Here is a 22,320-nt window from a genome sequence, read left to right as displayed (position 1 = left end):
GATACCTCCTAAAGCTCTAAAGCGGCTTTAAAATCTTTTAAGTAGCTGCGGTTCACTTCACAGTGATCGCCGTTTTTCATTTGTAGATCTAGTTTTGAATTCAAGGCTGAACGAATGTACTCAATTTTACCGATGTTTACCAAACAGTATTTACTGACACGAATAAACTCCTTGTGTTGAAGTAGCTCTTCAATCTCATAGAGTTTCAGTTTGACAATCAGTTTCGAGTCATGTAATACGGCAAAAACATCTTCAGTTTCCACAATAAAGTATTGAATGTTACGGCACTCCACACGTTTTTGTCCGAATTGGTTGTATCCGGTAATGTAGAGTTCTTCCCCTTTGACAATCCAGTCTAATAAGGAGGAAACTTGCGGGATTTCCGCATGCGGGAAAACGATATTGATTTTATCGTCTTCTACGCTCTCTTTATCATCCGTAAGAACATACTTGTATTGTGGTGTCTCTACAACGTTCAATCGCTCTTTAATGGTTTTTTTGTCCGCATGTTTCACGTTCAATTTAAACATAAGAGCCTCCTTCTGAAGTCACTATCAGTCTAGCACTTCTTTGATGTGAAAAAAATAGATTATAGGTATCCTACATTTATTGTACACCATATTACAATTTTCACAAACCAGAATAAGAAAAAGAGGCTATTCTAAGCCTCTTATCGTTTGATATAGTTTTTGTAATGGTACCCCCATTACACTGTAATAATCTCCATTAACTTTATTGATATAGCGTGCCCCATATCCTTGAATACCATAACTACCCGCTTTATCAAATGGTTCTCCGGTATCGAGATACTCATTGATTTCATCGGCAGTCATTTGATTGAATGTGACGTCCGCTTGATCATAGAAGGTAACAACCTCATTACAACAAACCAGAGCACACCCAGTTAACACGGTATGGGTTTCGCCAGATAATGATTGAAGCATGTCAAATGCCTCCTGTCGATTGTTTGGTTTCCCTAGGGCCATTCCGTTGTGTATCACTAGAGTGTCAAAACCTAAAATCGTATGGTCAGGGTACTTGTCGGCAATGTACTCCGCCTTTTGTTTGGCCAAATCCATAACGACTTCTTCAAAGGATAGCCGAACATCAATAACTTCTTCAACATCACTTGGTTTGACAACAAATTCAATGTCTAAAAATTTGAGTAATTCTCGACGACGTGGTGATTGGCTAGCTAAAATAAATTTCTTAGCCAACATATTCGACTTTCTGATCTTTCACAAATACGAGTAAGATCGTAGCGAGTGCAAGTGGCACTAATAACACGAGCACAGCACCATTGATTCCCAACCGATCTGGTGCTTGAAAGAAGGCGATAATAAATGGTGAGAAAATCCCCGCAAAACGTCCAAATACACTAAAGAATCCGAAGAAGTCGTTGGCTTTTTCTTTGGGAACCATTTTTGCAAAGTAACTTCGCGATATCGATTGAATACCACCTTGTGCAGTACCAATCAATGCTCCAACAATCCACATCATCCACGTGGTATCTTCACGGATAAAGAATACTGTGATAACCCCAATAGCATACACACCTATTCCATAGAAAATCATATTCTTTGTACCAAAACGCTTCGTCATCCGACCATAGACAATCGCACTTGGAAAGGCAATCACTTGAACCATAACAACAACACCAAGCATCGTCATCGCTTCAACTCCTAAATCGCCACCAATGTTCGTCGCGAGACGAATAACACTATTGACAACATCAATATACAGCAAATATGCGATTAAAAACATAAAGATATAACGATATGTCCGAATTTCTTTAAAGGTTTTTGCTAAGCGTTTTAACGATTCCCCCAGATTATTTCCAGTATGTTCTAAGTTGTATGTTTGATCAACCTCTCGTAATAACGGGAGTGAATAAATCAACCACCATACAATCGATACCACAAAAGCAATCCCGATGGTAACACGTTCTAACATGTAACTATCCATGCCTAAGAATCCTACTTTAATGACGCCAAATAAGACAAGTGCATATGGAATAATCCCGATAAAGAACGGTATTAAACTACCAATGTATCCCCATCCATAACCGGTTGCACTAACTTCATCCATACGATCTTCTGTGGTAACATCAACCAAGAACGCATCATATAGTACATTGGTTAGGTTATAATTCATACTTGTAATAAAGAAAATCACAAGTAATGTTACCCATCCTAAGGTTGGAATCGCCAATCCGACACCACCAACCATTGCTACACCTAAGAAAAGTTTAAAGAACTTCTTCTTGTTCCCGTGGTAGTTACTCCAGGAACCAACAATAGGACTTAAAATAGCCACTGTAAGTGCTAATGCACTGGTTAAATATTTAAATATCTGAGACCCTCTTGTCCATACTTCTTGATAATTCGCAGCCTCTTCGGCAACTCCTTGCCCATTCATATACACCATTTGATACAAAATTGGAAAGAAAATCGTAATAACCGTCAAAATAAACGCACTATTAGCTACATCATACAATACCCAAGCTCGTTCTTTTTTTGACAAATGAGGTAATTTAAACATATCGTTTCTCCATTTCGTTTATTTAGTACAATCTTTCTATATTATACCACAATCCAATGAATATATTCACGATGTTTTGTCATTCAAAGTAAACCTTCCGTATGTGCATGAAATATTATATTTGTTTATTTGATATATGTTATAATAGAGTAAAGGTATTTTTTAATTGGGAGGTACTAATTTGAAACCACAAAACAACACATTAAGTGTCATCATTAAATTTGGTGTTTTAGCCAGTGTTGGTTTAGCACTATCTGCCCTTATACTTTATATCCGAGAACCCTTGATGATTCACCTATTCATCCTTGTATTAGGAATCATTATATTTGTTCTTTCACTCATAATCTACATATTTTACGATCAAATTGATGAACTCCAAACAAAAATAACTACACTCGATGTGTATCGCATTAGCGTGAATAAACGAATTGATCAGCTAGAAACCGACAATACTACGACTGATAAAGACTGATTATCACCATCATAGAGCCATTCTTATTGAGATGGCTTTTTTGTTTATTGAGACCTTAATCAATGGTATAATATGAGTAGGTGATACCAATGGCTAAAGACTTAGTTAAACTTGTGAAAGATAAACAATTATTCAATAAAACCGAACCAATCATTGTCGCATTAAGTGGAGGCGTTGATTCAATGGTTCTTTTCGACATCATTCACAAGTTGAACAACAACGTTATTATTGCCCATGTCAATCACAATAAACGTGATGAATCCATCGAGGAATACAACTACATTAAAGCAATGGCTAAGTCTGTTGGTGTTCGTTTTGAGGGGTATACCATTAAGCAACAAGATCAGTCTAATTTTCAGCACGATTCACGACTAAAACGATATGATTTTTTCAAAGCGATTGCCGCGAAGTACAACAGTAAAAAGATTGCCGTGGCTCATCATCTTGATGATCAAGTGGAAACAGTCTTAATGCGAATTGTTCGAGGGACTAGTTTTAGCGGTTATACCGGTATTAAAGAAATTCGGATGGATCGTAACGTATCCATTATTCGTCCCTTAATGAACATCACAAAAGAGGATATTATCACATATGCGGAAAAACACGATATTGCCTTCTTTAACGATCATACCAATCAAGAAGATGTCTATACGAGAAATCGATTTAGAAATCACATTATTCCTCTATTAAAAGAAGAAAATCCCAATCTTGAAAGTAAAATCATTCAGCTTGCGGAATACATCGATTCTGCGGATGAGTTAATCGAGGCTCAAAAACGAACATTCTTACGTGAGTATTCAATGTATAATCACGTTAGTTTACACGATTTCAACAAACTCAACAAGATTGTCAAGATTAAAATCATCCAGCATATGGTAAACCAAGCGACAAATAATTCCGTTGAAGTTTCCTACGAACAATACAAACAAATCATTGAACTGTGTTATAATGAACATCCCAATCAGCGTATCAGTTTAAGTGATGATTATGATTTCGTCAAAGAATACGATGTTATCTACGTCACAAAACTAGAAGATATCGTTCCAATTATGATTCAAGTAAATAAGGTTGGCGAGTATTTTGTATCCGATGAACGTAGTTTCGTCTTTACAACGGATAAAATGGTACAAAATAATAGTAATTATTTTGAATTATGTTATAATAAATTAGTATTTCCACTCTACATCAGACAGCGACAAAATGGCGATAAGATGTCACTATCCGTTGGTACCAAGAAAGTCAAAGACATTTTAATTGATCAGAAAGTACCAAAATCCGTTCGCGATCGACTCTTGGTGATTGCGACCGAAACCGAGGTGTTGTGGATACCAGGAATAAAAAAAGCCCATACGGATCGCACGTGTGAGCACAAACTATATATCTATGAGGTGAAATAATGCATAATGATATCGCAGAAATTTTAGTATCGGAAGAGCAAATTGACGAAATAGCCAAACGACTTGGAAAACAACTTACCGAAGACTACAAAGACAAGTACCCAATCGTTGTTGGGTTATTAAAAGGTTGTGTTCCATTTATGGGACGTCTCATCACCGAGATGAACTGTCACTTGGAAATGGAATTTATGGATGTATCAAGTTACCACGGTGGAATTAAATCCTCTGGTGATATCCAAATTAAAAAAGACCTTACCATCCCGGTACAAGATCGTCATGTCATTATTGCAGAAGATATCGTAGATACCGGTAAAACCATTCGTGTCGTAATGGATTTACTATTATATCGAGGAGCAAAAAGTGTTAGTGTCGTAACACTTTTAGATAAACCGGCTGGGCGAGTTGTATCGCTTGATCCGGAATACATTGGCGTTACCATTCCCAACAAATTCGTTGTGGGATATGGTCTCGACTTTGACGAAAAATATCGTAACCTCCCTTATGTAGGCGTACTAAAACCAGAGGTATACGAATAGAACTTAGGAGTGATTAGATGGCAGATAACAAGCAAATGCGCCCAGCCCCAAGCAGGTTTGGGAACTTAATCGTCATATCGATTATCCTCTTATTTGTCTTTGGTGCATACTATGTATACACCAATTCAAGCGAGGAAACTGTAACGTACAACAATACAACATTTAAACAAGCAATCATCAATGGTGAAATTGATCGCATGTACTCTGAGCCATTAAGTGGAGACGCCAATCAAGGTGGATTCAGAATTTACGGTACCAAAGATGACAATGCAAAAACACCGTATCAATTAGAGATTGCGGATACATCACAATTAGACACCCTTGTCGGACTTGCCGATACCCATGGTGTTATTTATGAACATGAACCAGCAAGTAGTTATACCTTCTGGAATGTTCTTGGTATTATCGCACCACTGATTATCTTAGTTGTCATTGTTGCTATTTTTCTACGAAATCAAGGCGGTAATAATCGTGCCTTTGACTTTGGAAAAAACCGTGCTCGTTTGCACAAAGGAAAAACAACAACATTCAAAAATGTTGCCGGTGTTGATGAAGAAAAAGAAGAACTTGCGGAAATCATTGATTTCTTGAAAGAACCGAAAAAATACATGTCCTTAGGCGCTCGTATTCCTACTGGTGTCTTACTTGTAGGGCCTCCTGGAACTGGGAAAACCTTACTCGCACGTGCTGTAGCTGGAGAAGCAAGTGTACCATTTTATTCCATCAGTGGATCGGACTTCGTAGAAATGTTCGTTGGTGTAGGTGCAAGTCGTGTTCGTGACATGTTCAAAAACGCCAAACAAAACGCGCCATGTATCGTCTTTATCGATGAGATTGATGCTGTTGGACGTCAACGGGGAGCCGGTTTAGGTGGCGGACACGATGAACGCGAACAAACCTTAAACCAATTACTCGTCGAAATGGATGGATTTGGCACCAACTCGGGTATTATCGTCATGGCAGCAACCAACCGTCCTGACGTACTCGATCCTGCATTACTACGTCCAGGACGATTTGATCGACAAATTACAATCGGTCGCCCTGACATCAAAGGTCGGCAAGCAATTTTAGAAGTCCATGCACGTAACAAAAAGCTCGATCCAAAAGTAACCTTCCAAGAAATTGCCAAACGTACTCCTGGATTTACCGGAGCGGATTTGGAAAACTTGTTAAATGAAGCCGCATTACTCGCGGCGCGTGAAAACAAAAAACACATCAAGTTGTATCACATCGATGAAGCGGTGGACCGCGTCATGATGGGACCTGCGAAAAAATCACGGGTCTTCACCAAACGCGAACGTAACTTTATCGCCCACCATGAAGCTGGACACGCCGTACTTGGTATTAAACTAGACAATGCCAACATCGTTCACAAAGTAACGATTATACCCCGCGGGCAAGCTGGTGGATACGCACTAATGTTACCGGAAGAGGAAGAGTCATTCCTCGCTACACGCCAAAGCTTAATCGACCGGATTACCGGTTTACTTGGCGGACGTGTTGCGGAAGAAATCATTTTCAATGAAGTGAGTACTGGTGCTCATAACGACTTCCAAAAAGCAACGGAAATAGCCCGTTCAATGGTGACGGAGTACGGTATGAGTTCACTTGGTCCAATTCAATATGAAAAACGTAATGGATCGGTCTTCTTAGGTCGTGACTATAATACTGATAAAGCGTTTAGTGATCAAGTTGCTTTGGAAATTGACAATGAAGTCCGTAAAATCATCAATGATTGTTACGAAAATGCTAAAGAAGTATTAACAAAGAACATTGATTTGCTGAAACTGATTGCAAAATACTTGCTTGAGGTCGAAACCTTAACCAAAGAAGACATCTACGAAATCGTGGAAACCGGAACCATTGGTTGGTGGGAAAAGAAAAAAGCAAAACAAGAGGCACAACAACAAGAAATAGCAGAAACAGAAGACGTATCTACAAAACAAGAGACAGCCGTCTCACCGGAATAAATAAAGAGGGATACTTTTGTATCCTTTTCTTTACAAGGAGGACAATATGCGAATAGACAAATTCTTAAAAGTATCGCGCATCATCAAACGACGTACCCTCGCCAAAGAGGTTGCCGATAACGGCCGTATTCTCGTCAACGATCGCGTTGCTAAGTCATCCACTAAAGTCGATGTGGATGATATCATTACGATTACATTTGGAAATCGTGTTGTCACCGTTAAAGTCCTTGCGTTACTGGATTCCACAAAAAAAGAAGATGCGGGAAATATGTTTGAAATCATTGAAGAAAAAAGGCTATAATAGTTTGCATTTTCAACTTCAATGATTTATAATCTATTCATAAGAAATATAGGTGATATAAAATGAAAAAATTACTACTACTCGTGGGGATTCTTGTGATGTCCTTATCACTTGCCGCGTGTAAGGGAACCGAGGACGATGATCGTCCCAAAATATATGTTACTGTGTATCCAATGGAGTTTTTAATCGAAGAAATCGCCGGTGATACGGTGAATGTCATTCAAGTACCTGGAGCCTCTTCCCATAGCGATTCCATCGACTGGAGTGCCCGTGAAATCATCGATATGATCAATTCCGATTTACTCTTCTATATACACGGTGGCGCAGACGACTACATTCCTGATAATGCGGATGTATTTGATGATGGTGATGTCGAGTTAATCGATATGTCCCAACACATTGAATACAACGAAGTTTGTTATACCCATACGCATGAAGAACACGAGGAAGAACAAACTGAGAACCCCGTGGATGAAACCTGTGATGCAAACATGATAAGCGATGATCCACACTTCTGGATAGATCCTGTTCGGATGGCAGAAGCTGCATTATTTGTGAAAGACAAGTTAATTGCTACCTATCCTGAAAACGAAGAACTCTATAATAATAACTACAATGTTCTCAACTCCGCACTAGAAAAATTAGATTTAGATTATCAAGAAATGGCGGATAATGCAACAAAACCAATCATTACAACCGTTATGTTATTTAGTTATTGGCATGATCGTTATGATATTGAAATTATATCGATAACAACCGATGCGCACAGTAGTGAAACCAATCCCGGTGAATTAATTGAAGTATTAGAAATTGCCCAGGAACATAATGTGGAATACATCTTGTTCGAGAAAAATGCCAATTCTCCCGCAGGAACACAATTACTATCTGACTTACAAACAACCGCCCCAGAAGCTGCTGCCTTGTACTTACATGGTTTAGGACAAATTACCGATGATGAGCGAGACAACGGATCCACCTATCTCACCCTCATGATCGACAACTTAACAGCACTAAATAGCGCTACAAAATAGAACAATTTTGTTCTATTTTATTTTGAAATAGAAGTGATTGTGTTATAATCATAAATGCGTACAAAGAGGTGATACATATGGAAAAACTAAGTGAACAAGAAATCGTTCGTCGCGAGAAAATGGCATCTTTACAAGATCAAGGAATTGATCCTTTCGGCGTTCGTTTTGATCGCACACACACCACAAAATCCCTGCACGATGCCTTTGATTCTTATACCAAAGAAGAATTACACGACATCGAACCAAAGGAAATTGTGAAAGTTGCAGGTCGAATCATGACCAAACGTGGAAAAGGAAAGGCTGCTTTTGCTCATATCATGGATCGTGATGGCCAAGTTCAACTGTATGTTCGGTTAGACGTTGTTGGTGAGAATGCCTTTGAATACTTTAACAAAGCGGACTTAGGAGACATCATCGGTGTCACTGGGACTATCATGAAAACACGTATGGGTGAGTTATCCATCCGTGTGGAGACGATTGAACACTTATCCAAAGCATTACGTCCACTTCCAGAAAAATGGCACGGTTTAAAGGATATCGAAGAACGTTATCGCCGTCGTTATGTCGACTTAATTACCAATGAAGAAACCAAAGAAACATTTATCTTACGTTCAAAAATCATCACGATGATTCGTGACTATTTAAATAAAGATGGATACTTGGAAGTCGAAACCCCAATTCTTCATCCGATTTTAGGTGGAGCCGCAGCCCGTCCGTTTGTCACCCATCATAATACATTGGATATGCCACTCTATTTACGGATTGCCCCAGAACTATATCTGAAACGACTCATTGTTGGTGGGTTAGAAAAAGTCTACGAACTCGGTCGTAATTTCCGTAATGAGGGAATCAGTATTAAACACAACCCTGAATTTACGATGTTGGAATTGTATCAAGCATATGGAAACGTTGATACAATGATGGAGTTAACGGAAAAGCTTATCAAATACGTCGCAAAACAACTCGGTAAAGAGACGGTTGTATATAACGACAAAGAGATTCATTTAACCAAACCATGGGCAAAACTGCACATGGCTGACGTTGTCCGTGACAAGGTAGGTATTGATTTTTGGGATCCCGACATGACCTTTGAACAAGCAAAACAATTTGCGCTTGATAAAGATCTTGAAGTCCCAAAACACTACACCGGTACCGGTCATATCCTGAACTTATTATTTGAAGCGTACTGTGAGGAAGACATCATTCAACCAACATTCCTGTATGGCCACCCGGTTGAAATTAGTCCACTTGCGAAGAAAAATCCAGAAGATCCCCGTTTTACTGATCGTTTCGAACTATTCATTGATGGTCGTGAATACGGAAATGCCTTCACGGAGTTAAATGATCCCATTGATCAAAAAGAACGCTTTATGTCTCAAATTAAAGAAAAAGATTTAGGGAACGATGAAGCTGTTGAAATGGATATTGATTACGTAGAAGCATTGGAATATGGTATGCCGCCAACTGGTGGTTTAGGATTAGGTATTGATCGCTTAATAATGCTACTTACCGGTAGCACTTCAATCCGTGACGTCCTCTTGTTTCCCCACATGAAACCACGTGGATAATAGAACCGAGCAATCGGTTCTTTTTTTAGCATATTAATAGTTTAATTATAAAATCAATACTATAATAATAATCGAGGTGACACAGATGATTGTACAAAACATATATGATTTAATCGGTAATACACCAATTATTGAATTACATGGATTAACTACCGAGAATGATGCAACACTATATCTTAAATTGGAATGGTTCAATCCTGGAGGTAGTGTTAAGGACCGAATTGCATTAAATATGATTCATATGGCGGAACAGGAAGGTCTTTTAACACCTGGCGATACGATTGTTGAACCAACCAGTGGTAATACCGGCATCGGAATTGCGATGGTTGGTGCGGCTAAAGGATATAAAACCATCTTAATTATGCCGGATAGTCTCAGCATCGAGCGCCGCAAGATATTAAAAGGATATGGAGCTACATTGATTCTCACCGAAGCGGAAAAGGGTATGAAAGAATCGATTCGGATTGCGGAAGACCTTGTAGAAAAACATGGCTACTTCATGCCAATGCAGTTTGAGAACATCAACAATCCAAAAGCCCATATGAAAACAACCGCTCTGGAAATTCTAGAGGATTTACCCAATTTAGACTACTTTGTTGCTGCGGTTGGTACCGGTGGTACCATAACCGGAGTCGGTTCTATATTAAAAGAACACATCCCACATGTGTCCATTAAAGCCGTGGAACCAAAAACAAGTGCTGTATTAAGTGGTAACCCTCCAGGACCACATACGATTCAAGGCATTGGTGCAGGATTTATCCCAGATGTATTGGATACCACTGTTTATGATGAAGTGCTTCTAGTGGATGATGATGAAGCGTATGAAATGGCTCGATATCTCGCGAAAGAATATGGATTATTTGTTGGAATATCAACCGGAGCAAATGTTGCTGCTGCGTTGCAATTAGCACATAAAGTAGGTTCCGGAAAAACCGTATTAACGGTTTCTCCAAGTAACGCAGAACGATACTTATCCACAAAACTATTTATTGAATAACAAAAAAGAGTAGCTTAGCTAGCTACTCTTTTTTTATACTTTTTTTCCTTTGCTACCAAACTGCAATCTGTTTCGGTTAGTAATTTGGTCTCTTCTTTTTGAATAATTCGTGCTGGCATTCCGACTGCTGTCGAATGTGGTGGTACTTCTTTTAATACTACCGCATTGGCACCAATCTTAGCTCCGTAACCAATATGAATATTACCAAGTATTTTTGCACCGGCAGCAATCATCACATGATCGCATACGGTTGGATGACGTTTGCATCCGGAATCATTACCGGTTCCACCTAAGGTTACACCGTGATACATTAGTACATTTTGTCCAATTTCAGCGGTTTCACCGATGACCACACCCGTTGCATGATCAATTAGGAAGTTTTTGCCAATGGTTGCTGCTGGATGAATATCAGCGCCTGTTAACATTCGGCCAATATTACTAATAATACGTGCAATCATTTTTAATTTTATAGTCCAAAAGAAATGAGCGATACGATAATACCATACGGCGTGTAGTCCATTATGCGTTAGGATAATATCTAAAGCGTGTCGTGCTGCAGGATCTTTTTGTTTGACGGTTTTAATATCACTAATCATTCCCATAGTAATCACCTCTCTTGCATTGCTATTATATCGTATATTTAGAATAATACTAAACAAAACACTTTGAAAATGTTTCCATTTAAAAAGGCACGTTATTTCGTGCCTTTAAACTTCTTTTCCAATGACTAATTCATCTTCTTCGTAGATGAATATATCTAAATTTTCAGCAATTTCAACGTAAATATCAATAATACTTACATATTCGTACTCAATCATATCAAATACCGTCTTTAATGCATCGTTCATCATTTCCCGCACGTATGCGTAATCGTCACGGCGTTCCATAATCATATTCTCAATGTAGGTTTCAACATGGTTGAGCGCTTCAATATCCGAATCGACATCATGGTTCTCAAGATCGGTCCGAACATCAAAAATATACATTAAGTATAGTAGCATTTCATGGTATTCTTCAAAATCCTCACAATTGCTTTGGAAGAGGCTTTCAAAGTAGATTTTCATGACATTGAATTGAGCATGTAGGTATTGAAACCCAATGTTGAAGATAGTCTCTAAATCACCATCAATATCTTGTTGGTTAACGGCCATGTCGTAGATGTGTTCCAAGACGAGATAGACCGGTTCTAAGCGTTCATAGATCTTGTTGTGGTTGTTGCGGAAGGTATCAATAATGACATGATTCTCAATCTTCCAGGATGCGTAATCCTTTAGTACAAACTCATCCAAGGGCAACATCCAATGTCATCATCACTACGAAACCAACCATTGCCCCAATCGTGGCAATTTTAGTTGTTTCCATCATTTGTGATTCAGGTATTAATTCTTCAACAACAACATAAATCATCGCACCGGCCGCAAAGCTTAGTGAAAATGGTAAGATAGTTTGCATTGAAATTGCTAACAATGCACCCACAACACCGGCAATCGGTTCAACCATACCACTAAATTGGCCAATCATAAACGCTTTTGTTTTACTCATTCCTTCACGACGCAGTGGAACACTTACTGCGGCTCCCTCAGGAAAGTTTTGAATTCCGATACCAATAGCAAGAGCGACGGCTCCACCAATGGCTGCAGCTGCGGCAGTACTACCACCAGCAACCGTTGCAGCATACCCAAAGGCTACCCCTACAGCTAATCCTTCTGGTATATTATGCAATGTAATCGCAAGAACCAATAAGACACTACGGTGCCAAGAGGACTTCACACCCTCTTCATGCTTTGTCATCACATGCATATGAGGTAAGTATCTGTCAATTAATAGAATGAATAATCCACCACTTAGGAATCCTAACGATGCCTGTAAAACAGGATTCATCCCTGTTTCTTCAGCAAGGATTATCGCTGGGTTTAATAAACTCCAAAAGGAAGCAGCGATCATAACCCCGGCACTAAATCCGAGTAATCCATTAAACAGTTTCTTGGATACATTAGCAAAGGGAAATACAAGTGCTGAACCAGCAGCAGTTAAGCCCCAGGTGAATAGCGTTCCTAGTAACGCGGCGAGTACTGGATTTGCATAAATCCAATCAAACATATAAACCACCTACGCTTTGTTTACAGAACCAAATAGCTCCATTTTTTCTTTTACTGTAGCGATTGCAGCATCATAACCAGGTTTTAATAATTTACGAGGATCAAATCCTTTTCCTTGTAAATCTTTTCCAGCTTCGATGTATTGACGAGTTGCTTCAGCGAATACCAATTGAATTTCAGTGTTAACATTAATTTTAGAAACACCTAATGAGATTGCTTCTTTTATCATATCTCCAGGAATTCCTGTTCCACCATGTAGTACGAGAGGCATTTGTCCAGTAGCATCTTGGATCTCTTTTAAGACATCCAAACGTAATCCAGCCCAGTTTTCAGGGTATTTCCCATGAATATTTCCGATTCCAGCTGCTAGCATATCAACACCAAGGTCGGCAATCATTTTACATTCATTTACGTCTGCGACTTCTCCGCCACCAACGATACCATCTTCTTCGCCACCGATACTTCCAACTTCGGCTTCAACACTGATGCCTAAATCATGAGCATATTGAACGATTTCTTTGGTTTTTTGAATGTTTTCTTCAATTTCAAAGTGTGATCCATCAAACATAACACTACTGAATCCTGCTTCAATACATTTTTTTGCACCTTCAAATGATCCGTGATCCAAATGAATGGCAACCGGTACAGTGATGTTTAAGTTTTTCAACATTCCATTTACCATACCAACAACGGTGTCAAAACCAGTCATATAACGAGCAGCACCTTCGCTAACACCTAAGATTACAGGTGATTTACTTTCTTCGGCTGCGGTTAAGATTGCTTTTGTCCATTCGAGATTGTTAATGTTAAATTGCCCTACGGCATACCCTTCTTTACGCGCTTTTTGTAACATTTCTTTTGCTGATACTAAAGCCATTACTTGTTCCTCCTAATATTTATGTTATTAATCAGTCATATTATACATTATTTGTTTGTGTAAGTAAACTAATGAGACCTTCTCAACAAAAAAACACTGTCGGAACAGTGTTTTTGTGAATTATTCACCGGATACTTGTAGTGATTTAATCAATAATGAGGGGCTTCCGACGAATCCATAATTGAATTTTAAATCGGAGCAAACAGCCGTAACATCTTGAAGCAACGTTAAGTAATTACCAGCGATGGTGATAAGGTTTACTGGACGCACAATCTCACCGTCTTCCACTAAGAAACCAGAGGCTTGAAGGCTAAAGTCACCACTAATCGGGCTACATCCTGCATGTGTACCATCGAGTGCGGTGATAATCAATCCTTTTTTCATCGATTTCACAGCATCATCGTAGTCCAGTTCACCAGCTTTAAAATAGAAGTTGGTTGGACGGATTGCATTGAATCCATTACCCGTCGATTCCGTATTATCCTTTTTCGCTGTTTTTAAATTGTGCAGGAATCCAGTAAGTTTTCCATCTTGAATGAGTTCTTTGTATCTAGTTGCGACACCTTCATCATCAAACGCACCCGATCTGGAGGATTTCAGCATGAATGGGTCATCAACTAATGTAATTAAGTCTGAACCGATGACTTCTCCTACTTTTCCTTTTAATAAGGAGACGTCCTTTTGAACGCTCTCAGCACTGAACATAGAGACATGTGGTGCTAAAAGAGAACAACTTGCAGTATTTTTTAATAAAATTTCATAAGTTCCTGATTTAACTGGAGAACTTCCGAGAAGTGCCACTGCTTTTTCAGCACCTTCTTTGGCCATTTCTTCGAGATTAAAATCAGCGTAGTCATTCGAGAGTTTATATTCAAAGACACTGCGTTGATCAGTTCCATCAGTAGCAATGATAAATGCACCTAACATGGCGCTGTTTACTTCTTTACGAAGTTTTAACCCTTTCGAGTTTTCGATGCGAACCACGTTTGCACCGTCACCATAGAATGCTTGTACCATGGAAATACGTTTGTCTTGTGCCTTAATTAGTTCTTCCAATTTCAATGTATCATTGATTTTATCGGCTGCAGACACATCGTCTAGTGATTTGTTGTACAGGTAATCCAGTTCCTTGTATTCCTTGTCCCCTTCATAGATGAACACTTCATCTTCACTAGTGATTGCTTTTGCCGATGCAACAACACTGTCAACTAAGAATGGGAAAATGTCTTCATTAATTTCTTCGGTACTAACAGTACCCATTTTACCATCATAGATACCTTTTACTCGTAAACTAGCGGTATCCGCGATGGTGTATTTCTCTAAAGTCGTATTAAATACTTCAATTTCAAATTCCGTTCCAGCGGCATAATAGACTTGTACGTCTTCGATGCCTTCTTGTTTTGCGAGAGCAAAGAGTTTGTCAAAATTCATTAGATGGCACCTCCTCGTCCACCAACCGTGATTTCCGATACACGGATGGTTGGTTGTCCAACGTCAGCCGGGATACTTCCAGATTCACTACCACACATACCTTGTTCGCGAAGTAAGTTGTTTCCAACCATATCGACTTTCTTAAGAGCTTCAGCGCCAGTACCTACTAAGGATGCTCCACGCACTGGTTCAGCGATTTTACCGTTACGGATCATGTATCCTTCGTTAACGGAGAAGTTAAAGTCACCAGTTGCGGGATTGACACTTCCTCCACCGAGTTTTTTCGCATATAAACCAAACTCGGTTGCAGCGATGATCTCATCAAATGTCGAGCTTCCGTTTTCAATAAAGGTATTTGTCATTCGTGATGTCGGTGCAAAACGATACGATTCACGACGACCAGAGTTAGTACATTCATCGTTCATCCGTTTGGCATTTAATTTATCAATCATATAGCTTGTTAAGACGCCGTCTTTAATTAGTTGACGTTTTTGTTGGTAGTTTCCTTCATCATCAAAGGTTGCACTACCCCATGCATGTTCAATCGTTCCATCATCAACGGCAGAGATTAATGGATTGGCGATCACTTCACCTTTTTTACCGGTAAAGACACTTGCTCCACGAGCAACTGCGGTAGCTTCTAAACTATGGCCAACAGCTTCATGGAAGATAACGCCACCAAATCCATTGTCAATAACAACGGGCATTTTCCCACTCGGACACTCATCTGCATAGAGCATCGTTTTGGCGATACGAGAAGCTTCTTCTGCTGCTTCTTCGACATTGATGACATCACTATAGAACTCAAATCCATAGGTTCCACCAGGTCCATAATACCCAGTTTGTTTGGTTTTTTCATTTGCCGCAATGGATGCAATCGCCAAACGAGTTCTTGTACGTGTGTCGTTGACATAAGTCCCTTCGGTATTCGCAATCCATACATTTTGAGTATAATCCAAATACCGTACATTCACTTGCTTAATGTCTTCATCATAAGCACGGGCCGCTTTATCGGCTCGATAGAGTAAAGCTACTTTGTCTTCGATTGAGACATCTTTCGGATTGATCTTCGCTTGATGTTTGGTAGCAACTTTCATCTCACCAAGTTCAAACTCAATTCCAAGGGGTTCTCCTGGGAACGATTGCGCTAAATCACTGGCAAGTTGTAGTAGTGTTTCTTCTTCAAAACTATTAGTATACCCATATACACGGTGATATCCTTTGGCAATACGAATTCCAATTCCTGATGTTTTGGCGTTGTGTACGCCTTCTACTTTGCTGGACAACATATTCGCAGATGTGGAAAATTTATCTTCAATAAAGATTTCTGCAAAATCGCCAGCGGTTGATAACGCCATTTGTAATACATTTTTAATGACTGTTTTATCTAACATGACATTCCTCCTCATGTGTATTTTTTAAATGTCTATTCAAATTATATCATAGTGAAAGCTATTAAGAAAGGCAAAAACACTGAAACAAGAATGCCTTTTAACGGCTTTATTATGCAATTTCTCTGATTTTCTTAAAATGTACAGTTTTCATCAAATTGTCATATGGTATCAATTTATCTATTCGCCGAAACAAAAAAAGGCAGTTTATTCTGCCTTTTTGTGATTAATTGTTGCTCCAATGAATTCTCGGAATAACGGATGAGACCGTTGGGGTCGTGATAAGAATTCTGGGTGGAACTGCGATGCAATAAAGAATGGATGATCGGGTATTTCAATAATCTCAGCAAGACCTGTTTCCGGGTTGATTCCAGAGAACACCAAGCCACATTCTTCTAGCTGTTTCATATAAATATTGTTGAACTCATAACGATGACGATGACGTTCTTTAATTTTCGTTTTACCATAAACCTTATGAGCTAAGGTACCTTCTTTGATATCGCAGTTATATAGCCCTAAACGCAAGGTTCCACCCATATCAATACCTTCGTATTGCTCGGGTAAGTAATCAATGACAGGATAGGGGGTTTTCGCATCCATTTCTGTGGAGTTTGCTCCTTCCATCTTGCAGACATTACGAGCATATTCAATCGTAGCGGTTTGCATTCCTAGACAAAGACCTAAATACGGTACTTTATTTTCTCTTGCATAGGTAATAGCGTTAATTTTACCTTCGATTGCACGCGGGCCAAATCCACCTGGAACTAAAATACCATCACAATCACCAAGTAATTCTTCGGGATCGTTATCAACAAGTTCACCGGCATTAATCCATTTGATATCAATGTTTGCCTGATGGTGGAATCCCGCATGTTTTAAAGCTTCACTAACACTGAGGTATGCATCTTGTAGAGATACGTATTTTCCAACCAACGCAATTTTTACAGTCTGATTTAAGTGTTGGATACGATCAACTAATGATCGCCATTCCGTTAGATCCGGTTGTGGTGCATCTAAACGGAAATGTTTGACAACGAGGTCATCGAGGTTTTGTTCTTTTAGATTTAAAACCACTTCATATAAAATATCCACGTCACGGGCTTCGATAACAGCTTCTTTTTGAACATCACAGAACAAGGCGATTTTCTCACGCATCGCATTCGTTGCAGGACGCGAAGTTCGAAGGACAATGATGTCAGGGGAAATCCCTAGTCCACGCAGTTCTTTGACACTATGTTGAGTTGGTTTTGTTTTGGACTCGTGAGCCGCTTCTAAGTAGGGTACGAGGGTATTGTGGATAAAGATGGTACTTTTATAACCGAAATCACGTCGTGCTTGACGAATCGCTTCTAAAAACGGTAAGGATTCAATATCTCCAACCGTTCCCCCAATTTCCGTAATAATAATATCGGCATCGCTTTCTTGGGCAGCACGGTAGAGTTGTTCTTTGATTTCATTGGTGATATGAGGAATGACTTGGATGGTAGCACCTAAATAATCGCCACGGCGTTCTTTTTCGATGACACGAGCGTATACTCGCCCTGTGGTGATATTACTTGCTTGACTTAAGTTTTCATCGATAAAACGTTCGTAATGCCCTAAGTCTAAGTCGGTTTCTGCGCCATCATCGGTAACAAATACTTCCCCATGTTGATAGGGTGACATTGTACCGGGATCAACGTTGATATAGGGATCAAATTTCTGCATGAACACTTTGAATCCACGGTTTTTAAGAAGTCGTCCCAAGGACGACGCCAAAATTCCCTTACCTAGGCTTGAAACCACGCCACCGGTTACAAATATAAACTTCGTTTTTTTCATCCAATCACCTCAAAATCTATTATAAATAAAAAACAGTCCTCCTAAAATAGGAGAACTATTTCTAGTGTGCCCTCTAAAATTATAACAAAACGGCGTTTTGAAATCAATAGCGATTTTGAATTTTAGTCGTCGTATTGATCCTCGTAGGTATCCATGTATTCGTTGTATTTTTCTTCATCGAAATCATCGTAATCCTCGAAGATTTCTTCTTCATAATCGTCTTCAGCTTCATTGGAATCGATAGCAATTTGTGGATCAACAGCTGGTTCGATAGCTGGTTTGGTTTCCTCTTGAACAACAACTTCTTCCGGTACTTCAACAACATCAATAACCACTTCTTCTACGACCACTTCGGGTTCTTCTTTCGGTGCAGGAGCAGGTTTTGGTTTAGGTTTTTTGGTTTGCGCGAATGGATCTACTTTGTATTCTTCCGGTAGTTCAACAACGGTGTACTCTTTGTAGAATGATCCGTCTTTTTCCCATAATTCAATCTTTTCATTGGATTTTAAGTTCCACTCGTTATTTCCAACATACACAAACTTCGCGGACGTTGTTAAATCCGCATAAAATTTCGAAATTAAATTCGCTTGTTGGTCTTCAGATAGTTCTAATAGTGCGGCGACACGATCAAACAAATCATAGACGTCAAATGCTTTTTTCTCATTTGCCATAATCATTGTTGCTGCGTCCATAAGAGATAATTCTTTAGTCATGATGGTCCTCCTTTAATGGTTGATACTCAATGGTAAAATGGGTGGTATTGACAAGGTTCTCATCCTGGTAGAGTTCATACTCTACATCAATGTATTTGGTTGTTAGATTCAGAGATTTCGTATGTACGGTAAATTGAAGTGTCTGTTCGTAAACCTGGTACGTAGCTGTAGTAAGACGGTCTTCATCAAGCTTAAGATTCAGTATCGTTTCTCCAATCTTATGATAGGAAAGGGTGTCACTCATAATGAGTCTGTTTGTATGATCGGTAGGATCAACAAACTCCAGTACTCTATCATCAAGTGTTCCTACTGTCTCAAAAGTTTGTGAAGCGTCGGATGAAGTGATGGTGAAATGTACTTGTACTCGGTGCATATAACCACCTCATTTGTGCTTAATTAGAAACCTTAAAATCCATTTTACCTTAATGCCCACATATTATATACAAAAGTCCTTTTTTTTGCAAGAAAAAAATAATAGGTTTCCCCATTATTCTTATAGAGGCAAATAGATTGTAAATGTAGTCCCTTGATCCAGGGCGGATGACACATGGATTGTACCTCCGTGTTTCATAACGGCGTTTTTTGAGATGGATAGTCCCAATCCACTACCTCCAGTATCACGGGAACGTGCTTTATCAACACGATAGAACCGTTTGAATATTTTGTCGAAGTCTTCTTCTTTGATCCCAATTCCCGTGTCAGAAATTGCAATTTTATAACGATTTTCCTCTTTGTTTCCGGTAATTGTTATCGAACCTTCATCGGTATAACTCAGTGCGTTCTTAATGATATTTAATAGTACTTGTTTCATGCGATTTTTGTCAATATCGAGATTGACATCTTCAATATCTACATGTACTTGTAATTGTTTTTCTTTGATTCGTGGTTTTAAAACGCCTACGGTTTCTTCAATAAGTGATTGGATTGATACTTGTTCTTTTTCTAGTTCGTAATCGACGCGATCCAACTTTGATATTTCCGTAAGATCTTTTAGAAGGATTTCCATGCGGTCGGCTTCTTTGCGGATTAGTTGAATAAACTCTGCTTGTTCATCCGCTGAGATTCCATCACGACTTAAAATTTCACCAAATCCTTTGATTGCTGACAAGGGGGTTCGTAATTCGTGGGAAACATCCGCAGTAAAGCGTTTTTGATATTCTTCAGCATGTTTTAAAGCGGTAATATCATGAGCTAGAATCAGTGCCCCTTTAAAGATGTTTGCTTCAAAAATCGGTGTGCTGATTAAATCATATGAACGCCCTTGATGACGGACTTGTTTTCTCATCGGTGCTTCAATTAAGTACGCTTTGTTGATGAACTCATGTAGCTCATCAACGGTATGGACTTTCTGGTAATCTTGATCCAATTCAATCTCACCAAAATAGTTTGTCATGTCGGTATTTACATACTGAATAATCCCATCTTCATCAACAAGCAATAGTCCACTACCAAATGATTGTGATAGCGAGAAGAAGCGTTCAGCCATTTCTTCTTGTAGTCGTTTTGTTTTTTCTAAACGACTTTGTAGTTTGTTAACGGAGGTATCTTTTTCCTGAGATAATCGTTTTTTAAATTGAGTGTACACTTGTAAGTGAACAAATAACAGGATTAAGACTAAGATAATATTGATGACTGCATTGTTGATGAATGCAATGTATAAAATAACCAAAAGATATCCTACTGCAATGGCAAGATATTCTCGATTTATGTTCATCAAATCACCTCCATAACCATATTATACCCTAATTTAGTTCTACCCGTTTACCATTTACTAAATAAACGATATTCTCCGCGATATTGGTGACATGATCACCAGCGCGTTCGATTTGTTTTAAGGCAAGAAGTGCACGCATGGCGACCTCTGTTTCTTCGTCAGAAGCGGTTTTTGCAATTTTCATCAGATCGACTACATATGTTTCGTATTCTTCATCGAGTTCCTCATCCGCATCATTTACTTTTAGTGCTAGTGCAACATCTTCACGCTCAAATGCCTCCATAATTCCTTCCAGCATTTCCATGACAAAGGATGCGAGGGTAACGATACGATCAAGAAATTGTTGATCATTATTTCTTGTTTTCACAAAGTACTTCGCGATATTAACAGTGTAGTCGGCAATTCGTTCTAATTCGTTAGATATCTTTAGTGCGGTAATGATACGTCGTAAATCACTCGCAACTGGACATTGTTTTGCGATTAGCAAATACGCATCGACATTAATCGATACCTCTAACTCGTTGATTAGTTTGTCTTGTTCCATGATTTGTTGTGCTAAATCCATGTCTTTTGCTTTACACACGCTAATCAGTTTTACATAACTGTTATATACTTGTTCGCCCATGAGAATGACTTTGTTGTTTAAGTCGTTTAATTCATCGACAAAATGCTTTCGATTGGTCATATAAAAGCCTCCTATCCAAATCGTCCGGTGATGTAATCTTCGGTTTGTTTAAATTTTGGTTGTGTAAATATTTTATCAGTGGTATCAAACTCAATCAAGTCACCCATTAAGAAAAATGCAGTATTATCGGAAATTCGAGCAGCTTGTTGCATTGAGTGGGTAACGATAATGATGGTGTAGTTCTTCTTCAAGTCGTTAATTAACTCTTCAATTTTTAATGTTGCGATTGGATCTAGGGCACTGGTGGGTTCATCCATTAAGATGACTTCTGGCTCCATTGCGATGGCACGAGCAATACAAAGCCGTTGTTGTTGGCCACCACTCATACCCATCGCACTCTCTTTTAAGCGGTCCTTGACTTCATCCCACAAAGCGGCTTTCTTTAGGGAATCTTCAACGATAGTATCCAGGGTTCTTTTATCTTTAATACCCTGGCATCGAGGTCCGTAGGCGATGTTATCATAGATTGTCATTGGGAAGGGATTCGGTTTTTGGAACACCATCCCCACTTTGGTACGTAAATTAATAACATCATAATGACTATCATAGACATCTTCCCCATGATAGTTGACATTCCCTTCTATTCGACAAACATCAATCAGGTCGTTCATTCGGTTTAAACAACGTAAGAACGTGCTTTTCCCACATCCGGATGGTCCGATTAATGCGGTTACCTTGTTTTTTTCGATGGATAACTCGATGTCTTTCAATGCTTGAAAGTTCCCATAATATAAGTCTAAATCTTTAATAGAGAATACAATTTCACTCATGTTATC

At 39.0% G+C, this 22,320-nt stretch carries 23 protein-coding genes; 8 read left to right on the top strand and 15 right to left on the bottom strand.

From position 1 onward, the window contains the following. Positions 1-8: 8 nt before the first annotated feature. The 3 genes from G4Z02_RS04305 to G4Z02_RS04295 form a co-directional block, all read right to left on the bottom strand. On the bottom strand, positions 9-530 hold the full coding sequence (locus G4Z02_RS04305; protein WP_258878634.1) for a LytTR family DNA-binding domain-containing protein: 522 nt from the start codon (positions 528-530) through the stop codon (positions 9-11). 126 nt (positions 531-656) lie between these two features. After that, positions 657-1,220, bottom strand: a complete 564-nt coding sequence (locus tag G4Z02_RS04300) for a Maf family protein (RefSeq protein ID WP_258878633.1) — start codon at positions 1,218-1,220, stop codon at positions 657-659. Continuing rightward, complete coding sequence (locus G4Z02_RS04295; protein WP_258878632.1) at positions 1,210-2,541, bottom strand: MFS transporter; 1,332 nt, start codon at positions 2,539-2,541, stop codon at positions 1,210-1,212. The genes G4Z02_RS04300 and G4Z02_RS04295 overlap by 11 nt, the downstream gene beginning before the upstream one ends. Positions 2,542-2,722: 181 nt before the next feature. Here G4Z02_RS04295 and G4Z02_RS04290 point away from each other — a divergent pair, with 181 nt between their 5' ends. From G4Z02_RS04290 to cysK, 8 genes are all read left to right on the top strand, one after another. Next, positions 2,723-3,013 (top strand): PepSY domain-containing protein, encoded by a 291-nt coding sequence (locus G4Z02_RS04290; RefSeq protein ID WP_258878631.1) that lies wholly within the window; start codon positions 2,723-2,725, stop codon positions 3,011-3,013. 89 nt (positions 3,014-3,102) lie between these two features. Next, positions 3,103-4,410, top strand: coding sequence for a tRNA lysidine(34) synthetase TilS (gene tilS, locus G4Z02_RS04285; protein ID WP_258878630.1), 1,308 nt, complete (start codon positions 3,103-3,105; stop codon positions 4,408-4,410). Further along, entirely contained in the window at positions 4,410-4,946 is a 537-nt protein-coding gene (hpt, locus tag G4Z02_RS04280; protein WP_258878629.1) for a hypoxanthine phosphoribosyltransferase, read from the top strand. The genes tilS and hpt overlap by 1 nt, the downstream gene beginning before the upstream one ends. 17 nt (positions 4,947-4,963) lie before the next feature. Further along, entirely contained in the window at positions 4,964-6,916 is a 1,953-nt protein-coding gene (gene ftsH / locus G4Z02_RS04275; protein ID WP_309544603.1) for an ATP-dependent zinc metalloprotease FtsH, read from the top strand. Positions 6,917-6,962: 46 nt separating this feature from the next. Then, a complete protein-coding gene (locus tag G4Z02_RS04270; protein ID WP_258878628.1) occupies positions 6,963-7,217 on the top strand; it encodes an RNA-binding S4 domain-containing protein in 255 nt (84 codons plus the stop codon). Between the two features lie 62 nt (positions 7,218-7,279). After that, complete coding sequence (locus G4Z02_RS04265) at positions 7,280-8,248, top strand: metal ABC transporter substrate-binding protein (protein ID WP_258878627.1); 969 nt, start codon at positions 7,280-7,282, stop codon at positions 8,246-8,248. A gap of 71 nt (positions 8,249-8,319) precedes the next feature. After that, positions 8,320-9,816, top strand: coding sequence for a lysine--tRNA ligase (lysS, locus tag G4Z02_RS04260; RefSeq protein ID WP_258878702.1), 1,497 nt, complete (start codon positions 8,320-8,322; stop codon positions 9,814-9,816). Positions 9,817-9,901: 85 nt separating this feature from the next. After that, positions 9,902-10,813, top strand: coding sequence for a cysteine synthase A (gene cysK, locus G4Z02_RS04255; RefSeq protein ID WP_258878626.1), 912 nt, complete (start codon positions 9,902-9,904; stop codon positions 10,811-10,813). Between the two features lie 14 nt (positions 10,814-10,827). Here the strand turns inward: cysK and cysE are convergent, their stop codons facing one another. From cysE to pstB, 12 genes are all read right to left on the bottom strand, one after another. After that, positions 10,828-11,415 (bottom strand): serine O-acetyltransferase, encoded by a 588-nt coding sequence (gene cysE / locus G4Z02_RS04250; RefSeq protein WP_258878625.1) that lies wholly within the window; start codon positions 11,413-11,415, stop codon positions 10,828-10,830. Positions 11,416-11,520: 105 nt separating this feature from the next. Beyond that, positions 11,521-12,111: a hypothetical protein gene (locus G4Z02_RS04245; RefSeq protein WP_258878624.1), complete on the bottom strand. Its 591-nt coding sequence runs from the start codon at positions 12,109-12,111 to the stop codon at positions 11,521-11,523. Continuing rightward, entirely contained in the window at positions 12,095-12,913 is an 819-nt protein-coding gene (locus G4Z02_RS04240; protein WP_258878623.1) for a ZIP family metal transporter, read from the bottom strand. Before G4Z02_RS04240 ends, G4Z02_RS04245 begins: the two co-directional genes overlap by 17 nt. Before the next feature lie 9 nt (positions 12,914-12,922). Then, entirely contained in the window at positions 12,923-13,789 is an 867-nt protein-coding gene (fba, locus tag G4Z02_RS04235) for a class II fructose-1,6-bisphosphate aldolase (RefSeq protein ID WP_258878622.1), read from the bottom strand. A 120-nt stretch (positions 13,790-13,909) separates the two neighbouring features. Next, positions 13,910-15,220 (bottom strand): TldD/PmbA family protein, encoded by a 1,311-nt coding sequence (locus tag G4Z02_RS04230; protein WP_258878621.1) that lies wholly within the window; start codon positions 15,218-15,220, stop codon positions 13,910-13,912. Next, entirely contained in the window at positions 15,220-16,614 is a 1,395-nt protein-coding gene (locus tag G4Z02_RS04225) for a TldD/PmbA family protein (RefSeq protein ID WP_258878620.1), read from the bottom strand. The genes G4Z02_RS04230 and G4Z02_RS04225 overlap by 1 nt, the downstream gene beginning before the upstream one ends. Positions 16,615-16,818: 204 nt before the next feature. Beyond that, a complete protein-coding gene (locus G4Z02_RS04220; RefSeq protein WP_258878619.1) occupies positions 16,819-18,432 on the bottom strand; it encodes a CTP synthase in 1,614 nt (537 codons plus the stop codon). A gap of 122 nt (positions 18,433-18,554) precedes the next feature. After that, positions 18,555-19,145 carry a DNA-directed RNA polymerase subunit delta gene (gene rpoE / locus G4Z02_RS04215; protein ID WP_258878618.1) on the bottom strand — a complete coding sequence of 197 codons (591 nt, stop codon included), beginning with the start codon at positions 19,143-19,145 and terminating at the stop codon, positions 18,555-18,557. Further along, positions 19,138-19,518, bottom strand: coding sequence for a DUF1934 family protein (locus G4Z02_RS04210; protein ID WP_258878617.1), 381 nt, complete (start codon positions 19,516-19,518; stop codon positions 19,138-19,140). The genes rpoE and G4Z02_RS04210 overlap by 8 nt, the downstream gene beginning before the upstream one ends. A 120-nt stretch (positions 19,519-19,638) precedes the next feature. Then, the gene (locus G4Z02_RS04205) at positions 19,639-20,859 is read right to left on the bottom strand and encodes a sensor histidine kinase (RefSeq protein WP_258878616.1); all 1,221 of its coding nucleotides are present in this window, start codon (positions 20,857-20,859) and stop codon (positions 19,639-19,641) included. A gap of 28 nt (positions 20,860-20,887) precedes the next feature. Then, positions 20,888-21,544: a phosphate signaling complex protein PhoU gene (gene phoU, locus G4Z02_RS04200; RefSeq protein ID WP_258878615.1), complete on the bottom strand. Its 657-nt coding sequence runs from the start codon at positions 21,542-21,544 to the stop codon at positions 20,888-20,890. 11 nt (positions 21,545-21,555) lie between these two features. Next, a complete protein-coding gene (pstB, locus tag G4Z02_RS04195; protein WP_258878614.1) occupies positions 21,556-22,314 on the bottom strand; it encodes a phosphate ABC transporter ATP-binding protein PstB in 759 nt (252 codons plus the stop codon). Positions 22,315-22,320 lie beyond the last annotated feature (6 nt).

This window comes from Candidatus Xianfuyuplasma coldseepsis (genome assembly GCF_014023125.1).
Classification (GTDB): Bacteria; Bacillota_I; Bacilli_A; order Izemoplasmatales; family Izemoplasmataceae; genus Xianfuyuplasma; species Xianfuyuplasma coldseepsis.
Note: the sequence above shows the minus strand (reverse complement) of the source record. Positions and strands in the feature narration are given on the sequence as shown.

Excerpts from the sequence above, each read along its gene's own strand:
- G4Z02_RS04270 (WP_258878628.1), top strand. The coding sequence starts at position 6,963 with ATGCGAATAGACAAATTCTTAAAAGTATCGCGCATCATCAAACGACGT.
- G4Z02_RS04205 (WP_258878616.1), bottom strand. The coding sequence starts at position 20,859 with ATGAACATAAATCGAGAATATCTTGCCATTGCAGTAGGATATCTTTTG.
- tilS (WP_258878630.1), top strand. The coding sequence starts at position 3,103 with ATGGCTAAAGACTTAGTTAAACTTGTGAAAGATAAACAATTATTCAAT.
- phoU (WP_258878615.1), bottom strand. The coding sequence starts at position 21,544 with ATGACCAATCGAAAGCATTTTGTCGATGAATTAAACGACTTAAACAAC.
- cysE (WP_258878625.1), bottom strand. The coding sequence starts at position 11,415 with ATGGGAATGATTAGTGATATTAAAACCGTCAAACAAAAAGATCCTGCA.
- ftsH (WP_309544603.1), top strand. The coding sequence starts at position 4,964 with ATGGCAGATAACAAGCAAATGCGCCCAGCCCCAAGCAGGTTTGGGAAC.
- cysK (WP_258878626.1), top strand. The coding sequence starts at position 9,902 with ATGATTGTACAAAACATATATGATTTAATCGGTAATACACCAATTATT.
- pstB (WP_258878614.1), bottom strand. The coding sequence starts at position 22,314 with ATGAGTGAAATTGTATTCTCTATTAAAGATTTAGACTTATATTATGGG.
- G4Z02_RS04295 (WP_258878632.1), bottom strand. The coding sequence starts at position 2,541 with ATGTTTAAATTACCTCATTTGTCAAAAAAAGAACGAGCTTGGGTATTG.
- hpt (WP_258878629.1), top strand. The coding sequence starts at position 4,410 with ATGCATAATGATATCGCAGAAATTTTAGTATCGGAAGAGCAAATTGAC.
- G4Z02_RS04245 (WP_258878624.1), bottom strand. The coding sequence starts at position 12,111 with ATGTTGCCCTTGGATGAGTTTGTACTAAAGGATTACGCATCCTGGAAG.
- G4Z02_RS04220 (WP_258878619.1), bottom strand. The coding sequence starts at position 18,432 with ATGAAAAAAACGAAGTTTATATTTGTAACCGGTGGCGTGGTTTCAAGC.
- G4Z02_RS04230 (WP_258878621.1), bottom strand. The coding sequence starts at position 15,220 with ATGAATTTTGACAAACTCTTTGCTCTCGCAAAACAAGAAGGCATCGAA.
- G4Z02_RS04300 (WP_258878633.1), bottom strand. The coding sequence starts at position 1,220 with ATGTTGGCTAAGAAATTTATTTTAGCTAGCCAATCACCACGTCGTCGA.
- rpoE (WP_258878618.1), bottom strand. The coding sequence starts at position 19,145 with ATGACTAAAGAATTATCTCTTATGGACGCAGCAACAATGATTATGGCA.
- G4Z02_RS04305 (WP_258878634.1), bottom strand. The coding sequence starts at position 530 with ATGTTTAAATTGAACGTGAAACATGCGGACAAAAAAACCATTAAAGAG.
- fba (WP_258878622.1), bottom strand. The coding sequence starts at position 13,789 with ATGGCTTTAGTATCAGCAAAAGAAATGTTACAAAAAGCGCGTAAAGAA.
- G4Z02_RS04225 (WP_258878620.1), bottom strand. The coding sequence starts at position 16,614 with ATGTTAGATAAAACAGTCATTAAAAATGTATTACAAATGGCGTTATCA.
- G4Z02_RS04265 (WP_258878627.1), top strand. The coding sequence starts at position 7,280 with ATGAAAAAATTACTACTACTCGTGGGGATTCTTGTGATGTCCTTATCA.
- G4Z02_RS04210 (WP_258878617.1), bottom strand. The coding sequence starts at position 19,518 with ATGCACCGAGTACAAGTACATTTCACCATCACTTCATCCGACGCTTCA.
- G4Z02_RS04240 (WP_258878623.1), bottom strand. The coding sequence starts at position 12,913 with ATGTTTGATTGGATTTATGCAAATCCAGTACTCGCCGCGTTACTAGGA.